The organism is Paraburkholderia sp. MM5384-R2, assembly GCF_014201025.1.
Lineage (GTDB): Bacteria > Pseudomonadota > Gammaproteobacteria > Burkholderiales > Burkholderiaceae > Paraburkholderia > Paraburkholderia tuberum.
Window position 1 is genome coordinate 813,221 of the sequence record NZ_JACHDI010000001.1, and the last position, 17,476, is coordinate 830,696.

Genomic DNA, 17,476 nt, shown 5'->3' on the forward strand with positions numbered 1-17,476 from the left:
GCTCAGCGCCCGCGCGTGGCCGGCGCGGCCTTGCCGATCGCGACGTCATCGTTCGCGCCGCTGGTGGAATCCGCGGCGGGACCGCTTGCCGCATCGCGCTGCGAATCCGCTTCGAACGCGTGCTGCAACTGACGATCGGCGCGCTGCATCAGCACGATATAGACGACGATCAACGCGAGGTAGATCAGGATCGCGCCTTGTGCGCCAAAGTAGAACGGCAGCCTGAAGCCGCCTGCGCGCACCTGCGCGAGCGCGGGCGCCAGCAATGGCACGACGAAGGAGACGAAGAAGCCAAGCGTCATCAGCACCGCGATCAGCGCGAGGTTGAAACGCCAGTACTTGCGATGCGCGAGCGCCATCGCCGCCGAGACCGGTGGCGGTTCGGGCGGGGGGTTCAACCTGGCGTGGGAGGATAGGTGCGGCGCGGCCATGCGCCTATGTATCAAAAAGGCATCGGCGAGGCAATCGGGATTGTCCGCGCAACGCCGTGGCGCAAACCGTCCGCTCGAACAACGGGTCTGCGCGGCGTGCCCGCAAGCGTGTCGATCGACACACCGCCGCCGGCCGCGCGGACCCGCTTACAACGCATTAAATCGACTCGCCGAGCTGATCGAGAATCGCCGGGTTTTCCAGCGTCGACACGTCCTGGGTGATTTCCTCGCCCTTCGCGAGCGAACGCAACAGGCGACGCATGATCTTGCCCGAACGCGTCTTCGGCAGGTTCTCGCCAAAGCGGATGTCCTTCGGCTTCGCGATCGGACCGATCTCCTTGCCGACCCAGTTGCGCAGGTCGTTTGCGAGCTTCACGGCCTCTTCGCCTTGCGGACGCGCACGCTTGAGCACCACGAACGCGCACACCGCCTCGCCGGTCGTCGCATCGGGACGGCCCACCACGGCGGCTTCCGCGACGAGCGGATTGGCCACCAGCGCCGACTCGATCTCCATGGTGCCGAGACGATGGCCCGACACGTTCAGCACGTCGTCGATGCGGCCCATGATCGTGAAGTAGCCGGTCTCCTTGTCGCGCACCGCGCCGTCGCCGGCGAGGTAGAGCCTGCCGCCGAGCTCGTCGGGGAAGTAGCTCTTCTTGTAGCGGTCCGGATCGCCCCACACGTTGCGCAGCATCGCCGGCCACGGGCGCTTGATCACCAGAATGCCGCCCTGCCCGTTCGGCACGTCCTGCCCGGTTTCGTCGACGACCGCGGCCATGATGCCCGGCAGCGGCAGCGTGCACGAACCCGGCACGAGCGGCGTCGCGCCCGGCATCGGCGCGATCATGTGGCCGCCGGTCTCGGTCTGCCACCACGTATCGACGATCGGACAGCGGCCGCCGCCGACGTTCTCGTAGTACCACACCCACGCTTCCGGATTGATCGGTTCGCCGACCGTGCCGATGATGCGCAACGTCGACAGGTCGTAGCTCTTCGGATGCACTTTAGCGTCGGCCTCGGCGGCCTTGATCAGCGAGCGGATCGCAGTAGGAGCCGTATAGAACAGCGTGACCCTGTGCTTCGCGATCATCTGCCAGAAGCGCCCGGCGTCCGGATAGGTCGGCACGCCCTCGAACACGACCTGGGTGCCGCCAAGCGTGAGCGGCCCGTACGTAATGTAGCTATGGCCGGTGATCCAGCCGATGTCGGCGGTACACCAGAACACGTCGGAGGGGCGCCAGTCGAAGGTCCATTTCAGCGTTTGCGCGGCCCACAGCAGATAGCCGCCGGTGCTGTGCTGCACGCCCTTCGGCTTGCCGGTCGAACCCGACGTATAGAGGATGAAGAGCGGATGCTCGGCGTCGACCCATTCGGGCGCGCACTGGTCCGACTCGCCCTGCGTGAGTTCGTGCAGCCACAGGTCGCGCCCTGCGTCCCACGCGACCTTGCCGCCGGTGCGCTGGTACACGATCACGCTCCCGACCTTCTCGCAGCCGCCGAGCGCGAGCGCTTCGTCGGCGATGTTCTTCAGCGGCAAAGCCTTGCCGCCGCGCATCTGTTCGTCGGACGTGATCAGCGCGACCGCGCCGACGTCGACGAGCCGCTCGTTGAGCGACTTCGACGAGAAGCCGCCGAACACGACCGAGTGCGTCGCGCCGATCCGCGCGCACGCCTGCATCGCGACGATGCCCTCGATCGACATCGGCATATAGATGACGACCGGGTCGCCTTTCTTCACGCCGCGTTTTTTCAGCGCATTCGCGAAGCGCGATACGCGTTGCAGCAGATCCTGATAGGTGACGTTGGTGACGCTACCGTCGTCGGCTTCGAACACGATCGCGACGCGCTCGCCGTTGCCGGCCTCGACGTGACGGTCGATGCTGTTATACGACGCGTTCAGCTGGCCGTCTTCGAACCACGTGTAGAACGGCGCCTTCGATTCGTCGAGCACCTTCGTAAACGGCTTGTGCCAACTCAGCGTCTCCTTCGCGAGACGCCCCCAGAAGCCTTCGTAGTCGCGCTCCGCTTCGGCGGCGAGCGCACGGTACGCGTCCATGCCGGAGATCGTGGCACCCTTCGCAGTGTCAGCGGAGGGGGGGAAAACGCGGCGTTCCTGAAGAACCGATTCAATCGCAGACATCGACAACCCCTTGGTGAAGATGAAACGTAAAACCTGTACCGGCGCGCGGCGCGCGCGGGCCTTATCCTTGTTCGAGCCGCCACGAGCGGCGCTGTCTCCCACCTCGCGATACCGTCGAACGCGCGTGCGTGCGGCATCGCAACATCCGTGCATGCGGGGGCCCTGCGCGATCCTATTCCGCGTCAAGGCATAACCATAAGCGCTGCAACTTACCGGCCACTTACGCGCATCGTGTTGATCTGCAAGCGAAAACCCTTAGATCGCGCCAGCCATCGACGCAGTTACGCGTTGATCAGACGAGATGCCGGTGATGCGAACGCACCGCCAGCGCGCCCGCTTTCGCACCCTTACGCTCTCTCGCACGGCCTTTTACAATGCTAACTGAACTAGCCGTCCGGATTCCAGCTTGAATCGCTACGCCCTGCTTCTCATTACCTCGATGCTGCTGGTCGGCAGCAACGTCGGAATCGGTAAATCGATCGTCGCCTTCGTCCCCGTCCCGCTGTTTGCGCTGCTGCGTTTCGTAATCGCGATGGCCGTGCTTTGGCCGCTGTTGCGCGTGACCAAACTGCGCCGCGTCAAACGCGATGAATGGATCAACCTGTTTTTGCAGGCTCTATTCGGCACCTTCGGCTTCACGCTGCTGATGCTCAACGGCGTCGCGCGTACCAGCGCGGTCGCGGCCGGCGTGATCACGAGCACGATTCCGGCGGTCGTCGCGCTGTTGTCGTGGCTGATCCTGAAGGAGCGGCCCGATGGCCGCGCGCTCGCGTCCATCGCGCTGGCGATCGTCGGCGTCGTCGTCATCAATGTCGCGCACGTCCAGGCGGGCGCGGATGCGACGGCCGGCACCGGCTCGCTCGCGGGCAACTTCATGGTGCTCGGTGCCGTGTGCTGCGAATCGCTGTACATCATTCTGTCCCGCCGCCTCACGCAAACGCTCGCGCCGATCGATATTTGCGCGTACACGCATCTGTTCGGCCTGCTACTGATGCTGCCGCTCGGCGCCGGCGCGCTCGTGCATTTCGACTATCGCGCGGTGCCGTCGAGCGTCTGGATGCTGGTGCTGTGGTACGGGCTGTCGGCCAGCATCTTCTCGTTCTGGCTGTGGATGAAAGGCATCCGTCACGTGCCAGGCAGTCTTGCCGGCGTGTTCAGCGCGGTGCTGCCGGTCGCCGCGGCACTGTACGGCATCGAGTTCCTCGGCGAGCGGCCCACGCTCGCGCACGGCATCGCGCTTGCCTGCGTGGTCGCCGGTATCGGCCTCGCGAGCCTGAAGGCGCGCAGCGTGCCGCCGATCGCATCGTAATTCCGGTGTGGCGGGCGCGCTGCCCGCCGCAAAGCAGCAGATTCGACCGACGCTGTACAATAGCGCGCCTGACGCGAGTCTCGCGCCCCTTCGATGGCCGCGCCCCGCACCGCCGTCTGCGCCTGGCCCCCTGTTCCGTCACCCGCGCTTCATCTGACCGTTGCCTATGTCCGCTTCGCGACCCGCCTGCGCCCGTCCGCGCCGCCCCATGCGCGCGCTGCCCCACCTCGTTGTCATGAGCCGCTGGCTGCAGGTGCCGCTGTACCTCGGGCTGATGCTGATCATGGTGATCATCGGCGGGTATGAAACGTTCGTATCGCGCCTCGGCCTCGACGGTCATCCGGACGAACCGGAATGGCTCGATCACGTGAACGCCGGCGTGCTGAAAGTGAAGCTGTCGATGGCGCTGATCAGCGTTTCGTCGATCCATCTGCTGAAGACCTTCATCAGCCCCGACCAGAACGCCACGCACACGCACCCCAAACATTTCGAAGGACCCGCGGCATTGCACGCCGTGGGCGGCCTCAAGGTTTCCACTCCCATGAAGGCGCAAGACTGACCGCACCGTGCTGCGATCCGACAACAAGCGCCACTCCCCACTGAGCTAGCCATGACCGTCATCAAACAGGAAGACCTGATTCAGAGCATCGCTGATTCGCTGCAGTACATCAGCTACTACCACCCGCTCGACTACATCGAAGCGCTCGGCCGCGCGTACGAGCTCGAACAGAGCCCCGCAGCGAAGGACGCGATCGCGCAGATCCTGACCAACAGCCGCATGTGCGCCGAAGGCAAGCGCCCGATCTGCCAGGACACCGGCATCGTCACGGTGTTCGTGAAGGTCGGTATGGACGTGCGTTGGGACGGCGCGACGATGAGCGTCACCGACATGATCAACGAAGGCGTGCGCCGCGGCTATCTGAATCCGGACAACGTGCTGCGCGCATCGATCGTGAGCCCGCCCGAAGGCGCGCGCAAGAACACCAGGGACAACACGCCGGCCGTGATCCACTACGAGATCGTGCCGGGTAACACCGTCGACGTGCAGGTCGCGGCCAAGGGCGGCGGCTCGGAGAACAAGTCGAAGTTCGCGATGCTGAACCCGTCGGATTCGATCGTCGACTGGATCCTGAAGACCGTGCCGACGATGGGCGCGGGCTGGTGCCCGCCGGGCATGCTCGGCATCGGCATCGGCGGCACCGCTGAGAAAGCGATGGTGATGGCGAAGGAATCGCTGATGGACCCGATCGACATTCAGGACGTGATCGCGCGCGGCCCGAAGGACTGGATCGAAGAGCTGCGCGTGGAGTTGCACGAGAAGGTCAACGCACTCGGTATCGGCGCGCAGGGCCTCGGCGGTCTGTCCACTGTTCTCGACGTGAAGATCATGGCCGCGCCGACGCACGCCGCATCCAAGCCGATCGCGATCATCCCGAACTGCGCGGCGACCCGCCACGCGCACTTCACGCTCGACGGTTCGGGCGTCGCCAAGCTCGAAGCGCCGTCGCTCGACGCATGGCCGAAGGTGCACTGGGAACCGAACACGGAAACCAGCAAGCGCGTCGACCTCAACACGCTGACGCCGGAAGAAGTGGCGGGCTGGAAGCCGGGCCAGACGCTGCTGCTGTCGGGCAAGATGTTGACGGGCCGCGACGCCGCGCACAAGCGCATCGCCGACATGCTCGCGAAGGGCGAGAAGCTGCCGGTCGATTTCACGAACCGCGTGATCTACTACGTCGGCCCGGTCGATCCGGTGCGCGACGAAGCGGTCGGCCCGGCGGGCCCGACCACTGCGACGCGGATGGACAAGTTCACCGAGACGATGCTCGCGCAAACGGGCCTCATTTCGATGATCGGCAAGGCCGAGCGCGGCCCGGTCGCGATCGAGGCGATCAAGAAGCACAAGGCCGCGTATCTGATGGCCGTCGGCGGTGCCGCGTACCTCGTGTCGAAGGCGATCCGCAGCGCGAAGGTGCTCGCGTTCGAAGACCTTGGCATGGAAGCGATCTACGAGTTCGACGTGCAGGACATGCCGGTCACGGTCGCCGTCGATTCGAACGGCACCTCCGTGCACCAGACCGGCCCGAAGGAATGGCAAGCCAAGATCGGCAAGATTCCGGTCGCCACGGCTTGATGAGTCGCGATTAACGCTACTCAGATCAGTCGAAAAGCCGGGGCCGCGATCCCGGCTTTTTCTTTCCGTGCGTCATGCACGCGCAAGGCGCCGCACGCACGAGGCCGCCAACGCCGCCAACAGTTGTATCGGATCTCTTGGCTTTTTTGGACATGGCGTTTATTGTTGTTGGAAATTCAAGGTTCCCGAAAAAGGAAATAACATGCAAGGCGACAAGAAGGTCATCGAATATCTGAACGCGCAGTTGAAGAACGAACTGACCGCGATCAATCAATATTTCCTGCATGCCCGAATGTACGGCCACTGGGGCCTCGACAAGCTCGGCAAGCACGAGTACGACGAGTCGATCGGCGAAATGAAGCATGCCGACATGCTGATCGAACGGATCTTCATGCTCGACGGTCTGCCGAATCTGCAGGACCTGCACAAGCTGCTGATCGGTGAGGAAACCAAAGAGATCCTCGAATGCGATCTGAAGATCGAACAGATTTCGCAAGGCACCTGCAAGGAGGCGATTGCCTACTGCGAATCGGTGCGCGATTTCATCTCGCGCGAAATCTTCACGAAGATTCTCGACGACACCGAAGAGCACATCGACTGGCTCGAAACCCAGCTCGATCTGATCGACAAGGTCGGTATCCAGAACTACCAGCAAAGCGCGATGGGCTCGGTCGAGTCCTGATCGAAGCACGCTGAAGCATCCCGCGCGGTAGCGGCACGACGCCTGCCCAGCAGGCATTCGCGCCGGACCGTGCCGCACGGGCGATATACTTGCGCGCTCGTTCGCGCCTCACCGTGGTTTCACCCTTTTCGCCGACCGCCACTTCACGCTCGTTTTCTTCGCCTATGCCCGCCCCTTCGCCGTCCCCGACTGTCCGCAGTGTTGCCGCAGGCGCCGCGTCGCAGGCGCCGATCGGCATTTTCGATTCGGGGCTCGGCGGCCTGTCCGTGCTGCGCGCGGTGCGCGCGCAACTGCCTGACGAGGCGTTGCTGTATGTCGCCGATTCGCTGTACGCGCCCTACGGCGAGCGCGACGACGACTTCATCACCGACCGCACGCTGGCCATCGGCGAATGGCTCGCCGCACAAGGCGCGAAGGCGCTCGTGGTCGCATGCAATACGGCGACCGCGCAGTCGATCGCGCTGGTGCGCGAAAAGCTGCCGATTCCGCTCGTCGGCGTCGAGCCGGGTGTCAAGCCCGCCGCGCTGCAATCGAAAAGCCGCGTCGCCGGCGTGCTCGCGACCCAGGCGACACTGCGCAGCGCCCGCTTCCAGGGGCTGCTCGAACGCTACGCCGCCGACTGCCGCTTTCTGTGCCAGCCCGGCCACGGGCTCGTGCAGGCGGTCGAGCGTTGCGATGTCGGCTCGGCCGAGTTGCAGGCACTGCTGCGCAGCTACCTGGAACCGATGCTCGACGCGGGCGCCGACACGCTGGTGCTCGGCTGCACCCATTACCCCTTTCTCGACGCGGCGATCCGCGACATCGTCGGCGAGCGGCTCGCGCTGATCGATACGAGCGTGGCGATCGCGCGTCAGCTAGAACGCGTGCTCGAGCAGCACGGCCTGCGCGCCGCGGCGTCGGCCGGGGGCACGCCGCTGCCGCGCTTCTATTCCACCGACGACGGCATCCATCAGCAGCAACTCGCCGCCACGCTGCTGCGGATCGAGGCCGCGGTCGAGCAGGTATCGATACCGTCGGGCCGCACGGCCGCATCGGATTCTCGCGCCGCCTAGCGCCGCCAACCGGCGCGCGCCCCACCCTTCCTGCCGACGAAATCCATTCCAAGAGTCTGGTTTTGTTACAAAAAATCGCATGGGACGCTTGCCAAACGAACCAAACAAAATGATAATAATTCGCATTAACGTTAGCTATGACACCTGCCATGATCGTCTGTGTCTGCAAATCCGTATCCGACCGCACAATCCGCTCCTCGATTGCGGACGGCATCGACTCGTTCGACGAGTTGCAGTTTGAACTCGGCGTCGCCTCGTGCTGCGGCAAATGCGAGGAATCCGTGCGTGACGTGATGCTGCAAAGCGGCGTGTGCGCGAGCCGTTGCGGCGTGGTCGAGCATCGGCAGGTGCAGAGCGTCGCCGAGGTCGTGCAAGTCGCGTTCTACGAGCGCAAGGCAGCCTGAGTTCAATTAGCAGGGCCCGGTCCAGGCCGTGTCGGTGCGTCTAAAAGCCCCTCTGCTTCACGCACGCTTTATGTAGCGCTCCGATGCGACGTTGAATGTGCCGCACGTCTGCAACACAACCGCAGTACTGTCCGCCGTACTGCGTTATCCCACTGCCGTCAGCAAGCCAGTACTCGTACCAGCCAGCTACCCCGCTCCCCCTTCGAAAGGAGTTCGAGATGGAATTGCTGATTGGTTTCGTGACTACTTTGTTCATTTCGCTGCTGATTTTCCGAACATGACGATGCCCTGTTTGACGCGCCGCCCGCACGGTGCGCTGCCACACTGACCATGCAGGCTCCGCATCCCGTTTCCGCCGGCGCCCCGCTGGCGTCGTCCACCCGACCGAATTCCCGCGCGCTGACGGCCACTGCCATAGTCGCCGCGGTTCACGTCGCTCTGCTCGCCGTGATCATGACGCTGCGTCACGAGCCTGCACCGGTCGCGCTCGAATCGCACGTGATGACCGCCGAACTGCTGCCGCCCGCGCCGGTCGCCGCGCCGGTCGCGCTGCAATCGATCGCTCCGCCGCCGTCCCGGCCAACGCCGCCCGTCCATACAAGGCCGAAAGCCCAGCCGAAGCCGGCTCCGACGCCCAAGCCGACGCCAACTCCGTTGCCACAGGCCGCTGCGCCATCGCCGACGCCGGTCGCGGCGCCCGATCCGACGCCGCCAGCGCCCGCCGCGCCGGCGGCAGCGCCCGCGATCGGCAAGCCGACGATGGAAATCAGCGCGCCGAAAAACGTGCCGCACCTCGATTGCAATATCACCCAGCCTGAATACCCGGCTCTATCGCGGCGCCGCGGCGAATCCGGCACCGCGTACGTGCACTTCGTCGTCGGTCTGACCGGCAAGCTCGAGAACATCGAGTTGAAGAAAAGCAGCGGCTTTAGCCGTCTCGACGACGCGGCCTTGGCCGCCGTACGCGCGAGCGCCTGCAAGCCGTATCTCGAGAACGGCGAACCCGTCAGGGCCGCGTACACCCAGCCTTTCAACTTCAATCTGACCGACTGAAGCAAGATTTCAAAAACAAGGAATTGCAATGCAAAACTACGGATTGGCACACGTGTGGGCGCAAGGGGATTTCGTGACGCGCGGTATCGCGCTCGCGCTATTGATCATGTCGGTGATGTCGTGGAGCGTGATCGTCGTCAAAGGCTGGAACGTGATGCGCCTGAAGCGCCTGACGAAGAACGCCGAGCAGGCGTTCTGGCATTCGGACGACCTCGCCGACGGCGTGAAGAAGCTCGGCGGCGGCGCCTCGACGCCGCATGACAACCCGTTCCTCGCGCTCGCGCTGTCGGGCCAGGAAGCGGCCGACCATCATCACCAGACGCAGCCGCATCTGCACGACCGCATGGACGTGTCCGACTGGATCACGCGCTGCCTGAAAGACACGATGGACGAAAGCGTCGCGCGCATGCAGAGCGGTCTCGCGATTCTTGCGTCGATCGGCAGCACCGCGCCGTTCGTCGGCCTGTTCGGGACCGTGTGGGGCATCTATCACGCGCTGCTCGCGATCGGCGCGAGCGGCCAGTCGTCGATTGACCAGGTCGCCGGCCCGGTCGGCGAAGCGCTGATCATGACCGCGTTTGGTCTGTTCGTCGCGATTCCGGCCGTGCTCGGCTACAACGCGCTGACGCGCGCCAACAAGGCGATCGTCGCGAAATTGAGCCGCTTCGCGCACGGGCTGCATGCGTTCTTCGTAACGGGTGCCCGTCTGTCGTCGACCAAGCGCGGCGACGGCCTGCGTCTCGCAACCCGCGCCAACTGATCGACGAGGCATTCCAATGGCAATGAGCCCTTTCGCCGGAGACGATGACGACGGCCTGATGAACGAGATCAACATGACGCCGCTCGTCGACGTGATGCTGGTTCTGCTGATCGTCTTCATGGTGACGATTCCGGTGATCCGTCACGCGGTCAAGATCGATCTGCCGCACGCGAGCAGTCAGAGGGAAGACACGAAGCCCGCGCAGGTGACGGTGTCGATCGACGCGGACGGCAACGTGCTGTGGGACAGCACCAAGGTCGACGATGCGGCGCTCGCCGCGAAGATCGCCGCGGCCGCGCAGGCGAGCCCGCAGCCGGAGTTGCATCTCGATGCGGACCGCAAGGTGCCGTACGAGAAGGTCGCTCAGGTGATGTCGGCCGCGCAGGCTGGCGGACTGACGAAGATCGGTTTCGTCACGCAGCCCAAAGCGAAGTAAACGGTAACGTGGCACGCGGAGCGGCAAGCGGAGTAGCGCGCTCGTCCACGGGAACACCCCTTTAAACAGGGCCAAAAAGTAAAAGGCCTTCATCGTCGGATGAAGGCCTTTTTTTGTGCGCACTCGGCGCCTTCGGGCGGCGGGATCATTTGCCATCGGCCGAAGACTGATAGCTTGTATCACCGCATGCGAGGGCCGTGGTCGACACGGACAACGCGGTCAGCCCTATCAGGCCCGCTATGATAGCGGCCATGAGTTTTCGCATAGGACACTCCTTAGCGAAAGGGATTTCACTATATGCCTGTGTGCGCGCGCATTCAAGCAAACGACCATTGAAAGTAATCATGACAGGCCGCGCTTAAATGCTAAAAACGATTTGCGAAGCGCGCTAGCGGCCCCCGGCGCACCGTGCCCCCTCAAGTTGCCACAGAGCCTCATGAAACCGCCGTCGACGCAGCGGAGGACGCACTCGCCACCGGTGCCTGCGCCGCCGCTTTTTCGGCGCGCTCAGGACACTCGCCGATGATGTGCTTGCCCTCATCCGGATCGAGCATCTCGACCAGATAATCGACAAACGCGCGCACGGCCGGCACCATCCCCTGACGCGACACGAACACCGCGTACAACTGCGGCGTCGGAAAACTCCAGCCCGGCATCACGGGCGACAGTTGCCCCGCTCTCAACGCGGCTCCATACATCATCTCCGGCAATGCGGCGATGCCGACGCCGGCGAGCACCGCCTCGCGAATCGTCATCAGATCGGCGGTCACGAGGCGCGGCTCGTGTTCGTGAGCATGGCGCGTGCCGTCGGGCGAGATCAGGTTGTACACGTGGCGGCCGTCGCTCGTCGGCACGTCGAGTGTTTCGAAGCGGTTCAGGTCGCCCGGCGTCAGCGGCGGCGCATTCTGCTGCAGCAGGCTCGGCGCGCCGACCAGCATCTGCTCGGTGCGCCACAGCGGCCGCACGACGATGTTCGCGTTTTCCGGCGGATCCGAACGCACGCGCAGTGCGACGTCGATCGAATCCTCGAACAGATCGACCACGCGATTCGTCACGCGCATCACGACGCGCACCTCCGGAAAGCGATGCATGAATTCCGGCAGGATCGTCGACAGAATCGTCTGCGAGATCGTAACCGGCACGCTGACGCGCACCGTGCCGCGCGGCGACGAGCGCAGCTGCTGCACGACATTGACCGCCGCCTGCGCTTCGCTGAGCATCGCCTGACAGTGCTGGTAGAACAGCTGCCCCGCTTCGGTCAGTGCGAGCTTGCGAGTGGAACGCTGCAACAGGCGCACGCCGAGCGACGCCTCCAGCTCCGTGAGCCGACGCGACAGGCGCGACTTCGAGATGCCCAGCACCCGCTCGGCGGCCGAAAATCCGCCATGTTCGACGACCTGCGAAAAGTACATGAGGTCGTTCAGATTGTGTGAATCGATCTTCATCTCATCGTTCCATGAATAGAACAATCCATTGCTGAGGGACGGCTGGCACCGCCAAAAACGGTCCCTATAATAGCTCCATGTTTCAGAAATCGCGCTATTCCCCATTTTTCGAGGTGATATTGATGACTACGTCACGCACGATCGAACGCACGTTCCCGTCGGTTCGCACAGTGGAGGGCGGCGGGTTTATCGTTTATCGACCGTTTCCGACGCGTCTGCTGATGGACTTCGATCCGTTCCTGCTGCTCGACGAAATGGGGCCGGTCGACTATGCGCCAGGCGAGGCCATCGGCGCGCCCGATCATCCGCATCGCGGCTTCGAGACGGTCACCTATGTGCTCGAGGGCCAGTTCGGCCACAAGGATTCGGCGGGCCATTCCGGCACGCTGCACGCCGGTGACGTGCAATGGATGACCGCGGGCGCGGGCGTCGTGCATAGCGAAATGCCGGACCCGGAGTTCACGCGCACCGGCGGTCGCGTGCACGGCCTGCAGCTATGGGTGAACCTGCCGCGTCGCGACAAGATGATCGCGCCGCGCTACCAGGAAATTCCGTCGACACGCATTCCGGCCGCGACGTCCGAAGACGGTCAGGTGCGCGTGAAGGTCATCGCGGGCGAAGCGCTCGGCGTCAAGGCCGCGATCGAAACGCGCACGCCGATCCTGTATCAGCATTTCTCGTTGCAGCCGGGCGCGACGATCCGCCAGCCGGTACCGGCCGACTATCGCGTGTTCGCGTATGGGCTGTCCGGCAAGGGCGTGTATGGCGAAGGCGACGCGCGCGCGGACATCGGCGCGCGCACGATGGTGGTGTTCGCCAACGACGGCGACGCGGTGACCATCACGGCCGGCGACGAACCGCTCGAAGTGCTGCTGCTCGGCGGCGTGCCACTGAAGGAACCGGTGGTGCGCTATGGCCCGTTCGTGATGAATACCGAAGACGAGATCCGTCAGGCGGTGATCGACTACCAGGCCGGGCGGATGGGCGCGATCACGCACTGACAGGCGAGCGCGTGCCGCGCGTTTGTCACGCCTGTCGGCGCGAGGCGAAGCTTGCCCCCAGCCACGCGCGCCGCCAAATCATCCGCCACGGGCCGCGAACGCCGGTAAATTCGTTCACAATAACGGCTCATGTCGCGCGGCCCGCGTTGATTTCGACAGTCCGCGGCGCGCGACGCTATTTGATCCCCATCAGAGGAGCGCGCATGGCAGAGCCCACCGTCACCGCCCACATCGGTTCGACGAATTTCCAGGTCGTGTTCGACGACGGCAAGCACACCTGGCTTGCCGACGAACCCGAATCGCTAGGCGGCGGCGACCGCGGCCCGACGCCGGTCTCGCTGCTGCTGTCGAGCCTCGGCGCTTGTACGTCGATCACGCTAAAGATGTACGCGCAGCGCAAAGGCTGGCCGCTCGCGGGCGTACGCGTCAAACTGTCGATGGAAACCGGCGACGCAGGCTCGACGATCGACCGTCAGATCATGCTCGATGGCGAACTCTCCGGCGAGCAGCGGGAACGGCTTTTGCAAATTGCCAATGCGTGCCCAGTGCACAAGATCCTCACGCACACGATCTCGATCCGCTCCGCGCTCGCGGTCGCTTAACAGTCGCAGCAAACGCGCATAGGACGGTCGGACGCCGTCCGTTCGGGTCACGGGTATTGCAATATTTTCATAGGACGCAGTCGTCTTGAATTTCGAACACCTTATTCAGATCAACGATCCGTTGAATCCCCTCGTCGAATCGATGACGCGCGAGCAGCTGTGGGAAGGGCTCGTGCTGCGCGCCGAGCAGCCGCAACTGTTCGTGATTGGTCTCGACAGCTGCACGATCCTGTCGCGCGACGGCAATGTGCTCGAGCGTGAGTTGCACTACGGCCAGGCCACCGTGCGCGATCGCGTCACGCTGCAGGAAAGCGAAAGCGTGCGCTACGACATCCTGCCGACCGCCGAGCACGTCGGCGGCTCACTGACGATGACGATCGAGCAGCCCGATGAGCTGCAGCTGTTCCTACGCTTCGAGTACGCGACCACGCTGCCCGTCTCGAGCGACCAGGACGCGGTGCAGACGCAGGAGATCGTCAAGTCCGCGTATCGCGAGAACGATATCGATACCGTGCGGCTGATCCGCCAGTACGTCGCGGCCGGGCAGGAACCGGGACCGTTGCACTGACATACCGCGCGGGCGCCCTGCCCGCGCTTTCGCGGGACCATGTCCAGGATGGCTTCCAGAGTCGCCGTCCAGACGCACTTTCATTCAGCTATCAAAAGTCGGATTCGATCAATTTCTCGATCTTGTAAATAGGAATAGTTATCATTTAGAATGATCACATCGAATCGACGAACAAGCTAAAACGAATGACCGATATGACTCGCTCCTCCACGCTCAGCCTGCGCCGCTCGGCGGCCGCGCTAACCAGCCGCCCGAAATCGTCGACGACGGCCGCGCCCGCGGCGAAACCCGGCGCGCAACGCACCGCCGGCCAGAGCGAGACGTCGGAACGGGTCGTGCGCAGCGACGCGCTGCTGCAAGGCCATAGTCACATCAGCATCGTGCACAACGGCGACACGTATCAACTGCGTGCGACGCGCCTCGGCAAGCTGATCCTGACGAAGTAGCAAGACACGAGGTAAGTACCGGGTATTGTGGGGACCACCTCCCAGAGAGGTGTTAGGCATTAGCCAGCCACGACGGTTTGCACGTGAGAACTAGACCCCTTCGTGCAGACACCAAGCCAGCCGTCGCAGCAAGCCAGGCCGCTTTTTTGGTTCTCTCTCGAAAGCCGATGCGCGCAACGGCGTACATCGCTGAAAATGATAAAGCCGTGGGGTGTCACCATCCCACGGCTTTTCGTTTGCGCTTGCGCCTGCGTTCGCACCGGACAGAGGCTGAAGACTTACTTCGAGGCCCAGCCCCAGAACATCAGCCACCACGCGCTATTGACGACCGCCAGCGCCGCGACGAACCACAGCATCGCCAGCGCGCGTTGCACGAAGCGCTCGCTGTAGCGGCGCGTGACGAGCCACGCGAGCCATGCGCTCCACGCGCTCGCAATCACGAGAATTGCGATGCGCAGATCCGACGCCCACCACAGCGACACGTGCTCGGCGCGCAGCAGCGACAGCGTCGTCGCCGACAAACCAAGGAATACGCCCGCGCCCGCGATCGGAATCAGCCCCTGCGTCAAGTGATGCAGACGCGTTGCGTCGAAGCGCCCGAGCATGCGCGTCGCGCCCGTCAGCAACAGCAGCAGCACGGTGCCGTAGACAAGCGCCGTCGACAGGATGTAGCCGATCAGCAGCGAGCCGTCGAGCCACGAGAACACGTCGTTCTGGTCGGGGTAATGCGTGAACAGGAACCACGGCGCGTTGGTGTCGAGCGGCCACGTGATGTCGCGATCGACGAGCCACGTCGCGGCGAACATCTTCAGGTCGATGAACCAGCGCGACGCGGTCCAGTGGAACGCGCCGATCGCGATGCCGAGCAGGCCGTACAGGATCAGTGCGGTGTCCCACGGGTTCGCGTTCTTGTCGCCCAACTGCACGACTTCGGTCGACGGCTTGCGCCACGTCAGCGCGATCGCATCGCGGTGTCCGCTGCAGCGGCCGCACATATGGCAGTCCGCCGCACCCTTCATGTTGCGCAACGGCACGAGCGGCGCGCAGTTGATCGGAATCACGCGATGCCCATGCTCGCCGTTCTTGTACGAGCGGCGCCAAGCGTCTTCGTCGACCTTGTAGTGAAACGGCGCGAGGCGTGACAGAAGCGAAAAAACCCCGTTGACCGGGCACAGGTATTTGCACCAGACGCGCTTCTCGCGTCCGTATAGCAGACCGATCACGATTGCCGCGAAGGTCGAGCCGCCGAGCACCAGCAACACCGCTTTCGGATACTGGTAGACGCTCACCATCTGCCCGTAGATCGTCGTGATGCCGAACGCGACGAACGGCCAGCCGCCCCAGCGCATCCAATGCGGAATCGCGCGGCCGCGGCCGAATTTGCTCGCGAATTCGGCGAGCGCGCCCTCCGGACACAGCACGCCGCACCAGACGCGGCCGAGCATCACCATCGACAGCAACACGAACGGCCACCAGATGCCCCAGAACACGAACTGCGCGGCGAGCGTCAGGTTGTTCCACAGATGCGCGGTGTCGTCCGGCAGCGGCATCAGCGCGGGCACGACGATCAGGAACGCATACACCGCGACCACGACCCACTGGATGCCGCGAATCACCGCGCCGTGGCGCTGCATCCACCGGCCGGCCGCCGCGAGGCGGCCCGGCCGGGAAGCCATCACGGCGCTCATGCCGCGCGCCCTGCCGTCTGCTGCGCGGGCTTGCGACTGGCGCGGCGCACGAGCAGATAAACGACCGCCCAATACACGGCATAGGCGAGCAGATTCATCAGCGCCGGATGCGCGCGGTAGCCGGTCAGCGTCGCGACGAGCGAACCGAAGGTGCTCGAGTCATCGAGAATCGCCGACGAATTCCACAGCTGGTCGACGAGCGTCGGCAGGATTTCCTTGTCGATCAGCTTGTCGACGCCGGTCTGGAACAGCCCCGCGCCGAGGAACAGCAGCATGATTTCGGTGACGCGAAAAAAGAGCCGCCACGAGATGATCCTGCCGCCGATCTGCAACACGTAGAAGGTCAGGAACGCAAGCGCGAGACCGATCACGACAGCGAGCATCTGACTGCCGTCGACATGACCCGACTGGCCAAAGCCGAGGCCGTATAGGAAGATCACGGTTTCGCTGCCTTCGCGCGCGATCGCCAGTGCGACCAGCAGCGCCACGCCCCACCAGTTCGAATCGCGCTGGCTCTTTTGCAGCGACTGTTCCATGTCGCGCTTCAGCGTGCGGCCGTGCTGCTTCATCCACAGCACCATCTGCACGATCAGCACGCAGGCGATCAGCACCATCGCGGTCTGGAAGTAATCCTGCGCGTCACCGGAGAGCACCTCGGTGAAGCCGACCAGCGCCGCGCCGAGCGCCACCGCCGCGATCACGCCGGCCACCACGCCGCCCCACAGGTACGGCAAGCCGCGGCGGGCGTCGTCGTCGCCATTTTTCAACCACGCGTACAGGATGCCGACGACCAGCAGCGCCTCGACGCTCTCCCGCCACACGATGAACAGAATCTGACCCATTCAAGCTCTCCCCTCGATCCTTCTACTGCCCGCTTCCGTTGCCTCGCGCGACCGACAGCGCCCGCTTGCCGTGGCGAGTTCGCGTTCGCATTCGATCGAGACCACTGCTTACTTCGCGACGATCACGCCCTGCGCCTGGTGGTGAAAGTCGTCGAAAAACTTGTATTCGCCCGGCTCCAGCGGAGCGATCACGACGAACGAATCGGCGCCCGGCGCCAGAACCTTCTCTTTACGCAACTGCACGCTTTCGAATTCGGCCGCGCCCTTGCCGGTGTTGCGTACTTCGATCTTGATACGCTGGCCTGCCGGCACTTCGATGCGGGCCGGGTTCAGTTTGCCGTCGTTCATTTCGAGCTTGAAGGTCGGCAGGTCGGCTGCATGAGCCGTGGCCGCCAGGCAAAACGTGGCGGCAAGCATCGCGATCTTTCGGTTGATTCTCATTGCCCTTTCCGGAAAACGCGACGCGCCAACGCTGGATATGAT

At 64.0% G+C, this 17,476-nt stretch carries 19 protein-coding genes; 13 read left to right on the forward strand and 6 right to left on the reverse strand.

What is annotated here, in order from left to right; all coding sequences use genetic code 11:
* Positions 1-2 precede the first annotated feature (2 nt).
* Together HDG37_RS03760 and acs are read right to left on the reverse strand one after the other, a co-directional pair.
* A complete protein-coding gene (locus HDG37_RS03760; protein WP_184044377.1) occupies positions 3-431 on the reverse strand; it encodes a DUF4212 domain-containing protein in 429 nt (142 codons plus the stop codon).
* A 157-nt stretch (positions 432-588) separates the two neighbouring features.
* Positions 589-2,571 carry an acetate--CoA ligase gene (gene acs, locus HDG37_RS03765; protein ID WP_184044379.1) on the reverse strand — a complete coding sequence of 661 codons (1,983 nt, stop codon included), beginning with the start codon at positions 2,569-2,571 and terminating at the stop codon, positions 589-591.
* A gap of 406 nt (positions 2,572-2,977) precedes the next feature.
* Here acs and HDG37_RS03770 point away from each other — a divergent pair, with 406 nt between their 5' ends.
* The 9 genes from HDG37_RS03770 to HDG37_RS03810 all read left to right on the forward strand — a co-directional run bounded on the left by HDG37_RS03770 (position 2,978) and on the right by HDG37_RS03810 (position 10,401).
* The gene (locus HDG37_RS03770; RefSeq protein WP_184044381.1) at positions 2,978-3,880 is read left to right on the forward strand and encodes a DMT family transporter; all 903 of its coding nucleotides are present in this window, start codon (positions 2,978-2,980) and stop codon (positions 3,878-3,880) included.
* A gap of 208 nt (positions 3,881-4,088) precedes the next feature.
* Positions 4,089-4,439 carry a YqhA family protein gene (locus HDG37_RS03775; protein ID WP_184044383.1) on the forward strand — a complete coding sequence of 117 codons (351 nt, stop codon included), beginning with the start codon at positions 4,089-4,091 and terminating at the stop codon, positions 4,437-4,439.
* Positions 4,440-4,490: 51 nt separating this feature from the next.
* Positions 4,491-6,014 carry a fumarate hydratase gene (locus HDG37_RS03780; protein ID WP_184044385.1) on the forward strand — a complete coding sequence of 508 codons (1,524 nt, stop codon included), beginning with the start codon at positions 4,491-4,493 and terminating at the stop codon, positions 6,012-6,014.
* A 202-nt stretch (positions 6,015-6,216) separates the two neighbouring features.
* A complete protein-coding gene (gene bfr / locus HDG37_RS03785) occupies positions 6,217-6,696 on the forward strand; it encodes a bacterioferritin (RefSeq protein ID WP_184044387.1) in 480 nt (159 codons plus the stop codon).
* A 164-nt stretch (positions 6,697-6,860) separates the two neighbouring features.
* Positions 6,861-7,748: a glutamate racemase gene (gene murI, locus HDG37_RS03790; RefSeq protein ID WP_184044389.1), complete on the forward strand. Its 888-nt coding sequence runs from the start codon at positions 6,861-6,863 to the stop codon at positions 7,746-7,748.
* A 149-nt stretch (positions 7,749-7,897) separates the two neighbouring features.
* Complete coding sequence (locus HDG37_RS03795; protein WP_090803857.1) at positions 7,898-8,152, forward strand: bacterioferritin-associated ferredoxin; 255 nt, start codon at positions 7,898-7,900, stop codon at positions 8,150-8,152.
* A gap of 330 nt (positions 8,153-8,482) precedes the next feature.
* Complete coding sequence (locus HDG37_RS03800) at positions 8,483-9,205, forward strand: energy transducer TonB (RefSeq protein WP_184044391.1); 723 nt, start codon at positions 8,483-8,485, stop codon at positions 9,203-9,205.
* A 28-nt stretch (positions 9,206-9,233) separates the two neighbouring features.
* Positions 9,234-9,965: a MotA/TolQ/ExbB proton channel family protein gene (locus HDG37_RS03805; protein ID WP_184044393.1), complete on the forward strand. Its 732-nt coding sequence runs from the start codon at positions 9,234-9,236 to the stop codon at positions 9,963-9,965.
* 16 nt (positions 9,966-9,981) lie between these two features.
* Positions 9,982-10,401, forward strand: coding sequence for a biopolymer transporter ExbD (locus HDG37_RS03810; RefSeq protein WP_090803854.1), 420 nt, complete (start codon positions 9,982-9,984; stop codon positions 10,399-10,401).
* A gap of 434 nt (positions 10,402-10,835) precedes the next feature.
* Here the strand turns inward: HDG37_RS03810 and HDG37_RS03815 are convergent, their stop codons facing one another.
* A complete protein-coding gene (locus HDG37_RS03815; protein ID WP_184044395.1) occupies positions 10,836-11,846 on the reverse strand; it encodes a LysR family transcriptional regulator in 1,011 nt (336 codons plus the stop codon).
* A 122-nt stretch (positions 11,847-11,968) separates the two neighbouring features.
* Here HDG37_RS03815 and HDG37_RS03820 point away from each other — a divergent pair, with 122 nt between their 5' ends.
* From HDG37_RS03820 to hemP, 4 genes are all read left to right on the forward strand, one after another.
* Positions 11,969-12,847, forward strand: coding sequence for a pirin family protein (locus HDG37_RS03820; RefSeq protein ID WP_184044397.1), 879 nt, complete (start codon positions 11,969-11,971; stop codon positions 12,845-12,847).
* A 203-nt stretch (positions 12,848-13,050) separates the two neighbouring features.
* On the forward strand, positions 13,051-13,449 hold the full coding sequence (locus HDG37_RS03825) for an OsmC family protein (RefSeq protein WP_184044399.1): 399 nt from the start codon (positions 13,051-13,053) through the stop codon (positions 13,447-13,449).
* 85 nt (positions 13,450-13,534) lie between these two features.
* Positions 13,535-14,017 (forward strand): SRPBCC family protein, encoded by a 483-nt coding sequence (locus tag HDG37_RS03830; RefSeq protein WP_184044401.1) that lies wholly within the window; start codon positions 13,535-13,537, stop codon positions 14,015-14,017.
* A gap of 185 nt (positions 14,018-14,202) precedes the next feature.
* Positions 14,203-14,463, forward strand: coding sequence for a hemin uptake protein HemP (gene hemP, locus HDG37_RS03835; protein ID WP_090803846.1), 261 nt, complete (start codon positions 14,203-14,205; stop codon positions 14,461-14,463).
* Positions 14,464-14,741: 278 nt separating this feature from the next.
* Here the strand turns inward: hemP and HDG37_RS03840 are convergent, their stop codons facing one another.
* The 3 genes from HDG37_RS03840 to HDG37_RS03850 form a co-directional block, all read right to left on the reverse strand.
* The gene (locus tag HDG37_RS03840) at positions 14,742-16,151 is read right to left on the reverse strand and encodes a 4Fe-4S binding protein (RefSeq protein ID WP_184044403.1); all 1,410 of its coding nucleotides are present in this window, start codon (positions 16,149-16,151) and stop codon (positions 14,742-14,744) included.
* On the reverse strand, positions 16,148-16,993 hold the full coding sequence (locus tag HDG37_RS03845; RefSeq protein WP_184044405.1) for an FTR1 family protein: 846 nt from the start codon (positions 16,991-16,993) through the stop codon (positions 16,148-16,150). Before HDG37_RS03845 ends, HDG37_RS03840 begins: the two co-directional genes overlap by 4 nt.
* A 108-nt stretch (positions 16,994-17,101) precedes the next feature.
* Positions 17,102-17,434 (reverse strand): cupredoxin domain-containing protein, encoded by a 333-nt coding sequence (locus tag HDG37_RS03850; protein WP_184044407.1) that lies wholly within the window; start codon positions 17,432-17,434, stop codon positions 17,102-17,104.
* Positions 17,435-17,476 lie beyond the last annotated feature (42 nt).